11 protein-coding genes and 1 rRNA gene (1 of these 12 cut by a window edge) are annotated in these 15904 nt (G+C 45.7%); 10 read left to right on the top strand and 2 right to left on the bottom strand.

The genetic code is table 11. From position 1 onward, the window contains the following. Nucleotides 1–107: 107 nt before the first annotated feature. The 7 genes from rpoB to tuf all read left to right on the top strand — a co-directional run bounded on the left by rpoB (nucleotide 108) and on the right by tuf (nucleotide 12232). Nucleotides 108–3635 carry a DNA-directed RNA polymerase subunit beta gene (gene rpoB / locus PO771_RS18665; protein WP_272561110.1) on the top strand — a complete coding sequence of 1176 codons (3528 nt, stop codon included), beginning with the start codon at nucleotides 108–110 and terminating at the stop codon, nucleotides 3633–3635. 35 nt (nucleotides 3636–3670) lie between these two features. Further along, entirely contained in the window at nucleotides 3671–7309 is a 3639-nt protein-coding gene (gene rpoC / locus PO771_RS18660; protein ID WP_272561109.1) for a DNA-directed RNA polymerase subunit beta', read from the top strand. 89 nt (nucleotides 7310–7398) lie between these two features. Then, nucleotides 7399–7653 (top strand): 50S ribosomal protein L7ae-like protein, encoded by a 255-nt coding sequence (locus tag PO771_RS18655; RefSeq protein WP_272561108.1) that lies wholly within the window; start codon nucleotides 7399–7401, stop codon nucleotides 7651–7653. Nucleotides 7654–7787: 134 nt separating this feature from the next. Further along, a complete protein-coding gene (gene rpsL, locus PO771_RS18650; protein WP_272561107.1) occupies nucleotides 7788–8210 on the top strand; it encodes a 30S ribosomal protein S12 in 423 nt (140 codons plus the stop codon). A 61-nt stretch (nucleotides 8211–8271) separates the two neighbouring features. Beyond that, complete coding sequence (rpsG, locus tag PO771_RS18645) at nucleotides 8272–8742, top strand: 30S ribosomal protein S7 (RefSeq protein WP_272561105.1); 471 nt, start codon at nucleotides 8272–8274, stop codon at nucleotides 8740–8742. 78 nt (nucleotides 8743–8820) lie between these two features. After that, complete coding sequence (gene fusA / locus PO771_RS18640; protein ID WP_272561103.1) at nucleotides 8821–10902, top strand: elongation factor G; 2082 nt, start codon at nucleotides 8821–8823, stop codon at nucleotides 10900–10902. A gap of 139 nt (nucleotides 10903–11041) precedes the next feature. Then, nucleotides 11042–12232 (top strand): elongation factor Tu, encoded by a 1191-nt coding sequence (gene tuf, locus PO771_RS18635; protein ID WP_272561102.1) that lies wholly within the window; start codon nucleotides 11042–11044, stop codon nucleotides 12230–12232. 82 nt (nucleotides 12233–12314) lie between these two features. Here tuf and ftsW read toward each other — a convergent pair whose 3' ends face one another. Next, on the bottom strand, nucleotides 12315–13505 hold the full coding sequence (gene ftsW, locus PO771_RS18630; RefSeq protein WP_272561101.1) for a putative lipid II flippase FtsW: 1191 nt from the start codon (nucleotides 13503–13505) through the stop codon (nucleotides 12315–12317). A 210-nt stretch (nucleotides 13506–13715) separates the two neighbouring features. On the opposite strand from ftsW, the gene phoU reads away from it, so the two are divergent. Beyond that, entirely contained in the window at nucleotides 13716–14345 is a 630-nt protein-coding gene (phoU, locus tag PO771_RS18625) for a phosphate signaling complex protein PhoU (protein WP_272561100.1), read from the top strand. 29 nt (nucleotides 14346–14374) lie between these two features. On the opposite strand, the gene PO771_RS18620 is transcribed toward phoU, so the two are convergent. Continuing rightward, nucleotides 14375–14602, bottom strand: a complete 228-nt coding sequence (locus PO771_RS18620; RefSeq protein WP_272561099.1) for a glutaredoxin family protein — start codon at nucleotides 14600–14602, stop codon at nucleotides 14375–14377. 330 nt (nucleotides 14603–14932) lie between these two features. On the opposite strand from PO771_RS18620, the gene PO771_RS18615 reads away from it, so the two are divergent. Both PO771_RS18615 and PO771_RS18610 read left to right on the top strand, forming a co-directional pair. After that, on the top strand, nucleotides 14933–15589 hold the full coding sequence (locus tag PO771_RS18615; RefSeq protein WP_272561098.1) for a YitT family protein: 657 nt from the start codon (nucleotides 14933–14935) through the stop codon (nucleotides 15587–15589). Nucleotides 15590–15899: 310 nt separating this feature from the next. Beyond that, nucleotides 15900–15904, top strand: a 16S ribosomal RNA gene (locus PO771_RS18610) (it continues 1533 nt past the right edge of the window).

Below are 15904 nucleotides of genomic sequence, written 5' to 3'. Positions count from 1 at the left end.
AGATACTAGCAGTGTTCGGTTCTTTAAATTAAAAATAAAGTCTTCTTACATACATAGGGAGGCTTTGTTCTTTTTTGTGCAAAAACTCGGTTTGAGAGGTGAATAAGTTGGCAGGTCATCTAATTCAGTGTGGACGTCATCGCCAGCGTCGCAGCTACGCAAGAATTAAAGAGGTAATGGAATTACCAAACCTGATCGAAATCCAACAAAAATCATATGAGTGGTTTTTGGATGAAGGACTGCGTGAGATGTTCCACGACATCTCTCCAATTCAAGATTTCACGGGTAATCTTGTTCTTGAATTCATTGATTATAGCTTAGGCGAGCCGAAATACTCGGTTGATGAATCCAAAGAACGCGACGTAACGTATGCAGCTCCGCTGCGAGTGAAAGTCCGTCTCATTAACAAGGAAACGGGAGAAGTCAAAGAACAAGAAGTATTTATGGGTGATTTCCCGCTTATGACAGAGACAGGTACTTTTGTCATTAATGGGGCTGAAAGGGTAATCGTTAGTCAGCTTGTTCGTTCTCCTAGCGTGTATTTCAGTACAAAAGTAGATAAAAACGGTAAGCAAGCGTATGGGGCTACTGTTATCCCGAATCGTGGAGCATGGCTTGAACTTGAAACCGACGCGAAAGATATTATTTATGTTCGCATCGACCGTACGAGAAAAATCCCTGTTACGGTTCTTTTGCGTGCATTAGGTTTCGGTACAGATGCTGAAATCCTGAACCTACTAGGTGAGGATGAATACATCCGTAATACGCTTGAGAAAGACAACACTGATTCGACAGAAAAAGCACTGATTGAGATTTATGAACGTCTGCGTCCAGGTGAGCCGCCAACAGTTGAGAATGCGAAGAGCCTGTTAGTGTCTCGTTTCTTCGATCCAAAACGGTATGACTTGGCTAATGTAGGTCGTTATAAAATCAATAAGAAGCTTCACATTAAAAATAGATTATATAACCAGCGTCTTGCTGAGACACTTGTGGACACAGCTACAGGTGAAATTATTGCCGAAGCTGGTCAGGTGATTGACCGCCGTTTGCTCGATCGCATCTTGCCACTCCTTGAGGAGAGCGTAGGATTTATGAACGTAAGACCTCGCGGTGGTGTACTAGAGGAAGAGGTTCGTCTTCAATCTATCAACATCTTTTCGCCGATTGAAGATGGAAAAGTTATTAAAGTAACATCGAATGGTGTAATTGATAAGAAAATCAAGCATATTACACCAGCTGATATTATCTCATCCATTAACTACTTTATGAACTTGCTGCACGGTATTGGTACAACCGATGATATTGACCATCTGGGTAACCGTCGTCTGCGTTCCGTAGGGGAACTGTTGCAGAACCAATTCCGTATCGGTCTATCTCGTATGGAGCGTGTCGTTCGTGAGCGGATGTCGATTCAAGACGCGAACGCGATTACTCCACAAGCATTGATTAACATTCGTCCAGTTATTGCAGCGATCAAGGAGTTCTTCGGAAGCTCTCAGCTTTCTCAGTTCATGGATCAGACGAATCCGCTGGCTGAGCTGACGCACAAGCGTCGTCTGTCTGCACTTGGACCAGGTGGTTTAACACGGGAGCGCGCAGGCTTTGAAGTTCGTGACGTTCACCATTCTCACTATGGTCGTATGTGTCCAATCGAGACACCGGAAGGTCCGAACATCGGTTTGATCAACTCGTTGTCTTCGTATGCTCGTATTAATGAATACGGATTTATTGAGACACCACGCCGCAAAATCGATGCCGAAACAGGGCGTATTACGATGGAGATTGAATATCTCACAGCTGATGAAGAAGATGTGTTCAACGTAGCTCAGGCAAATGCGCCGCTTACAGAAGAGATGAAATTTGCGAACGAGATGGTTATTTGCCGTCGCCGAGGTGAAATCATCACGATTCCACGCGATAAAGTGGATTACATGGACGTATCACCGAAGCAGGTTGTATCCGTTGCGACTGCGATGATTCCGTTCCTAGAGAACGATGACGCTAACCGTGCGCTCATGGGAGCGAACATGCAGCGTCAGGCTGTACCGCTTCTTGTACCACAGGCTCCGTTTATTGGAACCGGTATGGAACATAAGGCTGCTAAAGACTCTGGAGTTGCGATCGTTGTTCGCCATCCAGGTGTTGTTGAGCGTGTAACAGCCCGTGAAATTTGGGTTCGCCGTCAGGAAACCCTCGAAGGCCGCACGATCATGGGTGATATTGATAAATATAAATTACACAAATTCGAGCGTTCTAATCAGGGAACGTGCATCAACCAGCGTCCAATTATCAAAACTGGTGAGTTCGTACAGGCTGGCGATATTATCGCAGACGGTCCGTCTACCGAAAGTGGAGAGCTTGCTCTCGGACGTAATGTAGTGGTTGCCTTCATGACATGGGAAGGTTACAACTACGAGGATGCGATTCTCTTAAGTGAGAAGCTTGTAAAAGAAGACGTATATACGTCAATCCATATCGAAGAATACGAGTCTGAAGCTCGTGATACGAAGCTTGGACCGGAGGAGATTACACGCGACATCCCGAACGTTGGGGAAGATGCGCTGCGTAATCTTGATGACCGTGGTATCATTCGCGTTGGTGCTGAGATCAAAGATGGCGACATTCTCGTTGGTAAAGTAACGCCGAAGGGTGTAACGGAACTGACAGCAGAAGAACGTCTCCTGCATGCGATCTTTGGGGAGAAAGCACGCGAAGTTCGCGATACATCTCTCCGCGTACCGCATGGTGGTTCCGGCATTATTGTCGATGTAAAAGTATTTACTCGTGACAATGGTGATGAACTGCCGCCAGGCGTTAACCAGCTTGTACGGGTATACATCGCACAGAAACGTAAAATCTCCGTTGGGGATAAAATGGCAGGTCGCCACGGTAACAAAGGGGTTATCGCGCGGGTTCTGCCGGAAGAAGATATGCCGTTCCTGCCAGATGGCACACCAGTACAGGTTGTTCTTAACCCACTTGGGGTACCGTCTCGGATGAACATCGGGCAGGCGCTCGAAGTTCACTTAGGTATGGCGGCCAAACTCATGGGCATTCATATCGCAACACCGGTATTCGATGGTGCGACAGAAGACGATGTGTTTGATACGCTTGAAGAAGCAGGCATGAGCCGTACAGGTAAAACTGTACTGTATGATGGTCGTACCGGGGAGCCGTTTGACCGTACTGTAACCGTTGGGGTTATGTACATGATCAAACTGGCCCACATGGTTGATGATAAAATTCACGCCCGTTCGACTGGACCGTACTCTCTCGTTACGCAACAGCCGCTCGGTGGTAAAGCCCAATTCGGTGGTCAGCGTTTTGGGGAGATGGAGGTATGGGCACTCGAAGCATACGGTGCCGCTTATACACTCCAGGAAATTCTTACTGTCAAGTCGGATGACGTGGTTGGTCGTGTGAAAACATACGAAGCCATTGTTAAGGGAGAAAATGTACCGGAACCTGGTGTACCGGAATCCTTTAAAGTACTCATTAAAGAGCTGCAGAGCCTTGGTATGGACGTTAAGATTCTGTCCGAAGACGAGCAGGAAATCGAGATGCGCGATACGGATGAAGATGACGATGCGCCGAGCGAGAAGCTCAACCTGAACATCAGCGGTGTTGAAGAGTAAAGGATGAAACCGGGAAGTAATGGGAGGTATGCGCCTTGTTAGATGTCAATAATTTTGAATATATGAAGATTGGCCTCGCATCACCGGATAAAATTCGTTCCTGGTCATACGGTGAGGTCAAAAAACCGGAAACCATTAACTACCGGACATTAAAGCCGGAAAAAGAAGGCTTGTTCTGCGAGAAAATTTTCGGACCAACAAAGGACTGGGAATGTCACTGCGGAAAGTACAAGCGTGTACGTTATAAAGGCGTCGTTTGTGATCGTTGCGGCGTTGAAGTTACCCGCGCCAAAGTGCGCCGGGAGCGTATGGGGCACATCGAGCTTGCTGCCCCTGTCTCCCACATTTGGTATTTCAAAGGAATCCCGAGCCGTATGGGCCTTGTGCTCGATATGTCTCCACGTTCCCTGGAGGAAGTAATCTACTTTGCATCTTACGTTGTAACCGATGCAGGGGAGACACCGCTTGAGAAGAAGCAGCTTCTTTCCGAGAAAGAATACCGTAACTATCGCGAGAAATACGGTCAGGCATTTACTGCACAGATGGGTGCAGAAGCGATCAAGAAGCTTCTCGCTGAGATTGACCTTGATAAAGAAGTAGATTCTTTGAAAGAAGAATTGAAATCAGCACAAGGACAACGACGCAATCGTGTAATTAAACGTCTCGAAGTATTAGAGTCCTTCCGTAATTCCGGGAACTTCCCGGATTGGATGGTACTCGATGTACTGCCAGTTATCCCGCCGGAATTGCGCCCGATGGTTCAGCTTGATGGTGGACGTTTTGCAACGTCTGACTTGAATGACCTGTACCGTCGTGTAATCAACCGAAACAACCGTCTTAAGCGTCTGCTTGATCTTGGCGCTCCAGACATTATCGTGCAAAATGAGAAGCGCATGCTGCAGGAAGCAGTAGATGCACTGATCGATAACGGTCGCCGTGGCCGTCCAGTAACAGGACCGGGTAACCGTCCGCTGAAATCTCTCAGCCATATGCTGAAAGGTAAACAGGGTCGCTTCCGTCAAAACTTGCTCGGTAAACGTGTTGACTACTCTGGCCGTTCGGTTATCGTAGTAGGTCCGCACCTCAAAATGTACCAGTGCGGTCTGCCAAAAGAAATGGCACTTGAGCTGTTCAAGCCGTTCGTAATGAAAGAGCTTGTCAGCAAAGGACTCGCACACAATATTAAATCGGCGAAGCGCAAAGTAGAGCGCGTGCATCCGGAAGTATGGGATGTTCTTGAGGATGTTATCCGCGAGCATCCGGTTCTTCTGAACCGTGCCCCTACGCTGCACCGTCTTGGTATTCAGGCGTTCGAACCGACACTCGTTGAAGGTCGTGCGATCCGTCTTCACCCGCTCGTATGTACAGCGTACAATGCTGACTTTGACGGTGACCAGATGGCGGTACACGTGCCGCTTTCAGCAGAAGCGCAGGCAGAAGCTCGCCTTCTTATGCTGGCAGCACAAAATATCCTGAACCCGAAAGACGGTAAGCCAGTTGTTACTCCATCTCAGGATATGGTACTTGGTACGTACTATTTGACGATGGAAAATAAAGAATCAACAGGTGAGGGGAAAGTATTCTCTAACCCGAATCAGGCGATCGCTGCATATGCAAATGGTCATGTAACATTGCATGCCCGCATTGCTGTACCGCCGACAAGCCTGGGCAAAACATCCTTTACACCGGAGCAGATTAATGCGCCGCTTATGGTTACAACTGTAGGGAAGCTGATCTTTAATGAAATCTTCCCGCCAGAGCTACCGTTCATCAATGATCCGACGAAATACAATCTGCAAAAACAGGTTCCGGATAAGTTCTTTATTTTCGATAAAGGAACAAACGTGACGGAGTTCCTCGAAAGTCTGCCGGAACATGAAGCAGTGAAAAAAGGATATCTCGGTACAATTATCTCGGAATGTTTCCGTCGTTTTGGCACGACACAAACATCCGTTATTCTCGATAAAATCAAGGCAAATGGCTTTAAGTTCTCGACACAAGCGGGGATTACAGTAGCTGTTGCTGACATCAAAACACCGGAAGAGAAGCAGCAGATTCTGGCTGATGCCGATGCAGAAGTAGAAGTTGTGCAGCAGCAGTTCCGCCGTGGTCTCATTACAGATAATGAACGCTATGACCGTGTTATTAGCATCTGGAGCAAAGCGAAAGACCGCGTTACAAAAGTGTTGATGGCGTCTCTCGACAAGTTCAATGCGATCAACATGATGGCAACATCCGGTGCCCGTGGTAACGTATCGCAGATTACACAGCTTGCAGGTATGCGTGGTCTGATGGCGAATCCGTCTGGCCGTATCATCGAGCTTCCAATCAAATCGAACTTCCGTGAAGGTCTGTCCGTACTCGAGTACTTCATCTCGACGCACGGTGCGCGTAAAGGTCTCGCCGATACCGCCCTGCGTACAGCTGACTCGGGTTATCTGACACGCCGTCTGGTAGACGTTGCACAGGACGTAATCGTTCGTGAAGACGACTGTGGTACGGATAAAGGTGTAGAGGCGATGGCAATTCGTGACGGTAAAGAGATCATCGAAGATCTGTATGATCGTCTCGTAGGCCGCTATTCGTTCCAGACATTGCGCCATCCAGAGACAGGTGAAGTCATGGTGGGCCGTAATGAGCTGATCGATGAGAACCTGGCTGATGAAATCATTGCTGCCGGTATCGAAAAAGTAACCATTCGTTCGGTTATTGGCTGCCGTACACAGCATGGCGTATGTAAAAAATGCTACGGCCGCAATCTGGCTACAGGTAAAAATGTGGATGTGGGCGAAGCTGTCGGTATTATTGCAGCCCAGTCTATTGGGGAACCAGGCACACAGCTTACGATGCGTACATTCCACACCGGTGGGGTTGCTGGAGACGACATCACGCAAGGTCTTCCGCGTATTCAGGAGCTTTTCGAAGCGCGTAATCCGAAAGGTCAGGCTGTAATCACAGAGATCGATGGCGAAGTTGTCGACATGCGTGAAGGCAAAGACCGTCGTGAAGTGGAAATCCGTGGCGAAACCGAAAGCAAAGTGTATCAAATTCCGTATGGCTCTCGCCTGAAGGTGGCAATTGGCCGTAAGGTTGATATCGGGGAAGAACTGACAGAAGGTTCGATTGACCCGAAAGAAATGCTCAAAGTCCGTGGTATGCGTGGCGTTCAATACTACATCCTGCAGGAAGTACAAAAAGTATACCGTATGCAAGGGGTAGAAATTAACGACAAGCACGTAGAGGTTATGATCCGGCAGATGCTGCGTAAAGTTCGTGTCATCGATAGTGGGGAAACAGATCTCTTACCAGGCTCGTACGTGGAAATCCATGAGTTTGAAGAAGCGAACAAGAAAGTGCTGTGGGAAGGCAGACAACCGGCAGTTGCTCGTTCCGTTCTGCTTGGTATTACGAAGGCTTCCCTTGAAACAGACTCCTTCCTGTCAGCAGCTTCCTTCCAGGAGACGACGCGTGTCCTGACAGATGCTGCGATTAAGGGTAAAGTAGACCGACTTCTTGGTCTGAAAGAGAATGTTATCATCGGTAAACTTGTTCCAGCCGGTACAGGTATGAACCGCTACCGCAACATTAAGCTGCAGCATGATCTCATGCCAACAGAAGAAAATGTTGAGCAGTCTCTAGCAGAAGAAGTAGGACTTGAGGAAGTATCAAAATAAAAACTTCTTGTAATTGCTTGACATGATACTAGCTCAGATGATATTATCTTTGAGTGTGCCCGGTACTCTATACTTTGGAGGATATGAAAATGTCTTATGAAAAAGTAGAACAGGCAAGTGGGCTTATCATTGGTACAAAGCAAACTGCCCGGGCAGCTGAGGCCGGCTCTCTTGTAGAAGTGGTCGTTGCCAGGGATGCGGATACCAAATTGACCGGAAAAATAATTTCCATCTGCAAGGATAAAGGTCTGCCGATTCATTATGTTGACTCCATGCGCCGACTTGGGCGAGCATGTGGGATCGATGTAGGAACTGCGGTGGTGGGTCTGAAACATAATAAGTAAGATAAGCAATGTTTTTGCCGAGGCCGGGTGTTGGACTTCAGACGCCCGGCTGGCAAAAACTTTTCATTTGCTTTTTGATGAACCACCAGGACCTGTGGTCTTAAACTTGTGAAACTTGGAAGGAGGTGCGACGCATGCCAACTATCAATCAGCTCGTGCGCAAAGGTCGCGAAAAGAAGGTTTACAAATCTAAATCACCAGCTCTGGGCAAAGGCTATAACAGCATGAAGAAAGAGCTTACTGACACGAACTCCCCGCAAAAACGTGGTGTGTGCACTCGTGTTGGTACAATGACACCGAAAAAACCAAACTCTGCGTTGCGTAAATATGCTCGTGTTCGTTTAACAAACGGCATCGAGGTTACTGCATACATCCCAGGGATTGGCCACAACCTTCAAGAACACAGCGTTGTTCTGATCCGTGGCGGTCGTGTTAAAGACTTACCAGGTGTACGCTACAAAATTGTACGCGGTGCACTTGACACAGCAGGCGTTCAAAACCGTCTGCAATCCCGTTCTAAATACGGTGCAAAACGTCCTAAAGCGCCAAAAGCGTAAGCTTATAGCGTTGTAAGGAATCGAATTCTCATTAAATACTGAAGTAAAGGAGGGGAATTGAATGCCACGTAAAGGCCCAGTACCTCGTCGTGATGTATTACCTGACCCGATTTATAACAGCAAATTAGTAACTCGTCTAATTAACCGTATGATGCTTGACGGTAAGCGCGGTGTTTCTCAGCGCATTCTGTACGATGCTTTCAATCTCGTTCAACAGCGCACTGGTCGCGAAGCGATGGAAGTATTTGAAGAAGCTATGAAAAACATCATGCCTGTTCTTGAAGTACGCGCTCGTCGCGTTGGTGGTGCTAACTACCAAGTTCCGGTTGAAGTTCGTCCGGAGCGCCGCACTACACTTGGACTTCGCTGGTTAGTTGAATACTCCCGTAAACGTGGGGAGAAAACAATGGAAGAACGCCTCGCAGGCGAAATCCTTGATGCAGCTAACAGCACAGGCGCAGCTGTTAAAAAGCGCGAAGACACTCACAAAATGGCGGAAGCGAACAAAGCATTTGCTCACTACCGCTGGTAGGATCAAGGCGGACATTATGTCCGCTTTGACTTGCATCTAGTATTGTCAAATCTCTATATTGAGAAAGGGGCTAGTTTAATGGGACGCGAATTCCCCTTAGCCAAGACTCGTAATATTGGTATCATGGCCCACATCGACGCCGGTAAAACCACGACTACTGAGCGTATCCTGTTCTATACAGGCCGCGTTCACAAAATCGGGGAAACTCACGAAGGCGCTTCACAAATGGACTGGATGGAGCAAGAGCAAGAGCGCGGGATCACAATCACATCCGCTGCGACAACTGCTCAGTGGAAAGAGCACCGTGTTAACATCATTGACACACCTGGACACGTAGACTTCACAGTTGAAGTAGAGCGTTCCCTCCGTGTACTTGACGGTGCGGTTGGGGTTCTTGATGCACAATCAGGCGTTGAGCCGCAAACAGAAACTGTATGGCGTCAGGCGACAACATACGGCGTACCGCGTATTGTTTTCATCAACAAGATGGACAAACTCGGCGCAGATTTCCTCTACTCTGTAGGTACTCTGCATGAGCGTCTGCAAGCGAATGCTCATCCGATCCAACTTCCGATCGGTTCAGAGGATGAATTCCGTGGAATCATGGACCTCGTTGAGAAGAAAACATACATCTATACAAATGATCTGGGTACAGATATCGAAATCACAGAGGGTTTCCCGGCTGAATTTGCTGATCAAGCAGAAGAATACCGTGGCAAGCTGATCGAAGCAGTTTCTGATTTCGATGAAGAGCTCATGATGAAATATCTTGAAGGTGAAGAAGTAACAGTAGCCGAACTGAAAAACGCGATCCGCAAAGCGACAATCAGCGTTCAATTCTTCCCAGTTACTTGTGGTTCTGCCTTCAAAAACAAAGGTGTTCAGCCAATGCTGGATGCTGTTATCGATTACCTGCCATCTCCGATTGATGTTCCGGCGATTAAAGGGGTCGTTCCAGACAGCGAAGAAGAAACAGTTCGCGAATCTAGCGATGAAGTTCCTTTCTCCGCTCTAGCATTCAAAATCATGACTGATCCATATGTAGGGAAACTGACATTCTTCCGTGTATACTCAGGTACAATCGAGTCCGGTTCGTATGTTCTGAACTCTACAAAAGGTAAGCGTGAGCGTATCGGTCGTATCCTTCAAATGCATGCAAACACTCGTGAAGAAATCAAAATGGTTTACTCCGGTGACATTGCAGCAGCTGTAGGTTTAAAAGATACAACAACAGGAGATACTCTTTGCGATGAGAAAAATCCGGTAATTCTGGAATCCATGCAATTCCCTGAGCCGGTTATCTCTATTGCGATCGAGCCGAAAACAAAAGCTGACCAGGATAAAATGGGTATGGCTCTTGCGAAGCTCGCAGAAGAGGATCCTACATTTAAAACATTTACAGACCAAGAGACAGGTCAAACGATCATCTCTGGTATGGGTGAGCTTCACCTTGACATCATCGTTGACCGTATGCGTCGCGAGTTCAAAGTAGAAGCAAATGTAGGTGCTCCACAAGTTGCGTACAAAGAATCCTTCCGCCAAGGTGCGAAAGTTGAAGCGAAGTACGCAAAACAATCTGGTGGTAAAGGTCAATACGGCCACGTTGTGGTTGAATTTGAACCAGGCGAACCAGGTTCAGGTTACATCTTCGAAAACAAAGTTGTCGGTGGAGCGATTCCGCGTGAATACATTCCAGCTGTTCAAAATGGTATCGAAGAGTCTATGAAGAACGGTGTTCTTGCTGGATATCCGCTTCTTGACCTGAAAGCAACACTTGTTCATGGTAGCTACCATGAGGTTGACTCTTCTGAGATGGCGTTCAAAATCGCTGGCTCTATGGCTTTGAAAGAAGCTGGTAAGAAGTGTAACCCTGCTATCCTTGAACCAATGATGAAAGTAGAAGTAACAGTACCGGATGAATACATGGGTGACATCATGGGCGATATCAGCTCACGTCGTGGCCGTGTTGAAGGTATGGAAGCACGCGGAACTGCTCAAGTAGTACGTGGCTTTGTTCCACTTTCTGAAATGTTCGGATACGCAACTTCTTTGCGTTCCCGTACACAAGGTCGTGGCACATACTCTATGCACTTCGATCACTATGAAGAAGTGCCGAGAAATGTTGCTGACGAAATCATCAAAAAAGCAAAAGGCGTATAATTTTTTACGCAAACCCTCTTTATTGTAACCAGAGAAAGGTTTAAAATGTGTAGGGGGTACATGCCCTCTACCAATTGAACCTTTTTTTGAAATACTTATTTTCTAACCTAACCTTTTTAATCAAGGAGGATTTACTCAAATGGCTAAAGCAAAATTTGAGCGGAATAAACCGCACGTAAACATTGGTACTATCGGTCACGTTGACCACGGTAAAACAACTCTGACTGCTGCAATCACAACTGTACTTGCACAAACTGGTGGCGCAACAGCTATGGACTACGGTTCAATCGATGCTGCTCCAGAAGAGCGCGAGCGCGGTATCACAATCTCTACTGCACACGTAGAGTATGAAACAGAAAACCGTCACTATGCACACGTTGACTGCCCAGGACACGCTGACTATGTTAAAAACATGATCACTGGTGCGGCTCAAATGGACGGCGCGATCCTCGTTGTATCCGCTGCTGACGGCCCAATGCCACAAACTCGTGAGCACATCCTTCTTTCTCGCCAAGTAGGCGTTCCTTACATCGTTGTATTCATGAACAAATGTGACATGGTTGACGATGAAGAACTTCTTGAGCTTGTTGAAATGGAAATTCGTGACCTTCTTTCTGAGTACGAATTCCCAGGCGATGACATCCCAGTTGTTAAGGGTTCTGCAAAAGAAGCTCTTGAAAACCCAACTGGTGAGTGGGCTCAGCGTATTCTTGAGCTTATGGCTGAAGTTGATGCTTACATCCCAACTCCAGAACGTGCAGTAGACCTTCCGTTCCTTATGCCGGTAGAGGACGTGTTCTCTATCACAGGCCGTGGTACAGTTGCTACTGGTCGTGTAGAGCGCGGTATCGTTAAAGTTGGCGATCAAATCGAAATCATCGGTCTGACTGAAGAGCCAAAAACTACAACTGTAACAGGCGTTGAGATGTTCCGTAAACTCCTCGACCAAGCACAAGCTGGTGACAACATCGGCGCCCTGCTTCGTGGTGTTGACCGTACAGATATCGAGCGTGGCCAAGTACTCGCTAAGCCGGGTTCTGTAAAGCCGCATACAACTTTCACAGCTCAAATCTACGTTCTGTCTAAAGAAGAGGGTGGACGTCACACTCCATTCTTCGGAAACTACCGTCCGCAGTTCTACTTCCGTACAACTGACGTAACTGGTATCATCAAACTTCCAGAAGGCACTGAAATGGTTATGCCTGGCGATAACGTTGAGATCACTGTTGAACTCATCAGCCCAATCGCTATGGAAGAAGGTACTCGCTTCGCGATTCGCGAAGGTGGCCGTACTGTAGGCGCTGGTGCAGTAGCTACTATCCAGAAGTAATTACTGTTTTCTATAGAAAAAGGTTGATGGCATTATGCCATCAACCTTTTTCTTTTTAGAATCGATTTTGGTGAAAAAAATGCTATGCTTTGCGACGTGAGGTATTGAATGGAATGACTGAAGAATTGGCAGGAGACTTGCTCGCTCCTTCTGCTTTTTGTATAGCCTGTCTATAGGCTTCGCGTGAAATACTAAGGACAATGCCAATGCTGAGCATATTAAGCAGCAGGGAAGAGCCGCCATAGCTGATAAAGGGGAGAGGAACGCCAGTAATGGCAATCATCCCGGTTACACCACCAATATTGATAAGAGCCTGAATAGCAATCATACTCGCGACACCAATGCCAATCAGATTGGCGAACAAATCGTTTACACGCCTTGTAACAAGAATAATGCGCCATAAATATAGAGTGAACAGTATCAAAAATAAAGTGGCACCAGCGAATCCGAGTTCTTCCCCGATAATGGAAAAAATAAAGTCAGTTTGCACTTCAGGAAGATATAGATACTTCTCAATACTTTTTCCGAAACCAGTTCCGAACATTCCGCCGTGTGCAATGGCAAAATAGGAATGCGCAAGTTGAAAGCCACTGCCAAGCCCATTCATGCCATCAGACCATGGATCGCCAATATTCGTTACACGGCTCAGGCGATACGGTGAGGTAGCAATAAGAGCGACAGCTGCTGCGGCGATCGGAATCGCAATACGAATCAGGTATTTGAACTTAGCTCCACCTGCTACAAGAACAGAGACAGCTGTTAGGCCAAGAATGGCAGCAGACCCCATATCTGGCTGTAAAGCAATCAAAACGCCAAAGACTCCGATAACAATAATGGCTGGTTGGAGCCCTTTCTTCCAGGTCTCGATTTGCTGTCCCTTTTTAGAAATAAACGCAGACAGATAAATAATGACCGCCAGCTTGGCAAACTCAGCTGGCTGGAGTTGAAAAACACCCAGGTTGAGCCAGCTACGTGCCCCGTTTCGCCATAAACCAATGCCGGGAATGAGCACGAGAACAAGTAATAGGATAACCCCACATGCAATCCGGACAAAGTTCTTTTTATAAAAAGTGTACGGAATATTCATGGTAAACGCCATGGCAACTAAGCCAATGAAAGCAGCAACCAGCTGTTTCTTTACAAAATAGGTATCTGTATGGAACCGATTCAGTGCATAGACAGAACTGGCGCTGTATACCATGACGATACCGAATCCGACGAAAAGCAGGGTAAAGATCAGGATTACGAAATCCGGTCGTCCTCTCGTTTTCATAGTTTCCTCCAAAAAGTATTCATATTTATAGTTTACTATACTACAGTAGGGGAGACTACCCGGGTTTTGTCCTTTTTAGCCCAAAAGGATATCACGTAATATTTAAGTTATCTTTACAGAAGATTAATATTTTTTCGGTATGATTAGTGTTCATACTGAACGTGAACCTCATAATAAGGTTGGTGAATGATGGCCATGCAGGAGCGAAATATGCTGACGCTAAAAAATGAAGTGGCAGACATGGCGCAAATTGCACAGAATGGATTCCTACAGGCATGGAAAGCTTTTCAAGCTGGAAGTGTGAAACAGGCAAAAGAAGTTGTTGTACGAGATGAAAAGCTTAATGTGCTTGCGGCACGTATTTTTAAGATGGGACTCAGTTTGATTGCACGCCAGGCACCGGTAGCAAAAGATCTTCGAACGATTGGTGCCTATCTAAAAGTTGTTACGGATCTAGAGAGGATTGGAGATCTTTCGGGTGATATTGCGAATGTGGTAGTTCGCCTTGAAGGAAAGCCGCAGAAAGTACCATTGTTTGAGATACCTGATATGGCAGCAAGTGTTCAGGAGATACTTTCCTTGAGCGTGCGTGCACTTAAAATGGGAGATACTCGGCAGCTTCGGTCTCTTGATGATATGGATGATGTAATTGATGCGTATTACAGTCGATGTTTTATTTATTTAGAGCGAAGTATGGAAAGTGAATCTGACTATGTACAGGAAGGCGTACAGCTTTTTAAAGTGATTCAAGCGCTAGAGAGAATTGGCGACCATGCCACCAATATTGGAGAGTGGACGTTGTATATGTCTACAGGAAACATAGCGGATTTAAACACGTAAAGGCGGCTTTAGGCCGCCTTTTTTATTTGTTATTCCGTAAGCATACGTTCTAATGCACCAGGATCAAACCCTTTGATTGCCTTCCCGTTTATAACAGTTACGGGAATACCCAGTAGCCCAAAAGCTTCGACTTCTTTCTGGTACTCGCGGTTAGCTAGAAGATCGCGCACTTCAAAATCATATTCTTTTTCTCGGAGAAAGTTTTTGACAAGCTCACATGTGCTACAACCTGGTGCAGAATAAACAATGATGGACATAGAACTCTCCTTTCAGACTAGTGTAATAGTCACTGCCTAAGTTTAGTATACCGGATTACAGTAGATAGGGATACCGCAGTATACGCTTTATCGCTTTAACGCTTTTTTTGAATAAATATTTATATAAATGAATATAGAAGTTAAGGATTATAAAGTTTTTTTATTATTTCGAATTAAATGATGTGCTTTGTTTTTCATGGATATAAAGTGTTTAAGCATGGTATAGTTAGATATAAGTATTTGTACAGTTAAATATTATCTATATAATTATGCATAAAAACATGAATGAAAACACTTTTAATGGGATTGTATGGAGGAGGGGTGAAACAGATGAACATGAGTTGGAAGAAACAAATGATCATGATTATTACAGGCTGTATGCTAGTAGCGTTAGGTATACGGGTTTTCGCCGCTTCGCATATCGTACTTGGGGGCACTGCGGGGATGGGATTAATTCTCCACCGTGTAACAGGACTTTCTATCGGAGTGCTGTTCTTTGTAATTAACATTCCGTTTTACTTTTTATCTATCCGTCAGTTAGGTGTTCATTTTACACTAAAGACTTTTTTGAGTGTAACACTGCTGTCTATCATGACAGACCTAATGGATAGTTTTCTTAAAATCGAAGTGCCATATACGATTATTGGTGCAGTTGTTGGTGGGGCATTACTTGGATTCGGGCTAACAGTATTGTTTCGTAGTAATTCTTCGCTTGGGGGAATTAATATTCTGGCATTATTCTTAGATCGTCGCTATGGAATTCATCCTGGGAAAACGATACTGATATCGGATATATGCATTGTGCTTTCTGCACTTGCTGTTTTTACAGTTGTAGAAGTCGCTTACTCGATTCTGGCTATTTTTATAATGAGTACCGTATTGGGTCGCTATCATAAAAAGTCACCAATTGAGAAAAATAATAAGAACCTTGATGAGATGGAGAAAGAAGCTGCTTCTATTGAAGGAGAAACAGCTCCTGTGCAATGAAGGAATTTGATAATCAGAAAAGCGTCCAAAAGAGTGGGCGCTTTTTTATTTAGAGGGTTGACCAATATAGAGAATGTATGATAATCTGTTACTTGTCGCTGTAAGGCGGCGATTCATAAAAAATCAAATCTTAAAAAAGATGTTGACATTTAAGTTTTGATTTGATAAGATAATAAAGTCGCTGTTGAGATGAAACAGGCGACAATGAAGTTCCTTGAAAACTGAACAGTGAAACTCGAGTGTGCGAGTTCAATCAATTTCGATTTAATTATAAGCTAGCTTTCGAGCTCAGCGAATCATCTTTTCAACTTTATT

It is taken from the genome of Aneurinibacillus uraniidurans, from assembly GCF_028471905.1.
Lineage (GTDB): Bacteria > Bacillota > Bacilli > Aneurinibacillales > Aneurinibacillaceae > Aneurinibacillus > Aneurinibacillus uraniidurans.
Note: the sequence above shows the minus strand (reverse complement) of the source record. Positions and strands in the feature narration are given on the sequence as shown.

Excerpts from the sequence above, each read along its gene's own strand:
- fusA (WP_272561103.1), top strand. The coding sequence starts at position 8,821 with ATGGGACGCGAATTCCCCTTAGCCAAGACTCGTAATATTGGTATCATG.
- PO771_RS18655 (WP_272561108.1), top strand. The coding sequence starts at position 7,399 with ATGTCTTATGAAAAAGTAGAACAGGCAAGTGGGCTTATCATTGGTACA.
- PO771_RS18620 (WP_272561099.1), bottom strand. The coding sequence starts at position 14,602 with ATGTCCATCATTGTTTATTCTGCACCAGGTTGTAGCACATGTGAGCTT.
- phoU (WP_272561100.1), top strand. The coding sequence starts at position 13,716 with ATGCTGACGCTAAAAAATGAAGTGGCAGACATGGCGCAAATTGCACAG.
- ftsW (WP_272561101.1), bottom strand. The coding sequence starts at position 13,505 with ATGAAAACGAGAGGACGACCGGATTTCGTAATCCTGATCTTTACCCTG.
- tuf (WP_272561102.1), top strand. The coding sequence starts at position 11,042 with ATGGCTAAAGCAAAATTTGAGCGGAATAAACCGCACGTAAACATTGGT.
- PO771_RS18615 (WP_272561098.1), top strand. The coding sequence starts at position 14,933 with ATGAACATGAGTTGGAAGAAACAAATGATCATGATTATTACAGGCTGT.
- rpsG (WP_272561105.1), top strand. The coding sequence starts at position 8,272 with ATGCCACGTAAAGGCCCAGTACCTCGTCGTGATGTATTACCTGACCCG.
- rpsL (WP_272561107.1), top strand. The coding sequence starts at position 7,788 with ATGCCAACTATCAATCAGCTCGTGCGCAAAGGTCGCGAAAAGAAGGTT.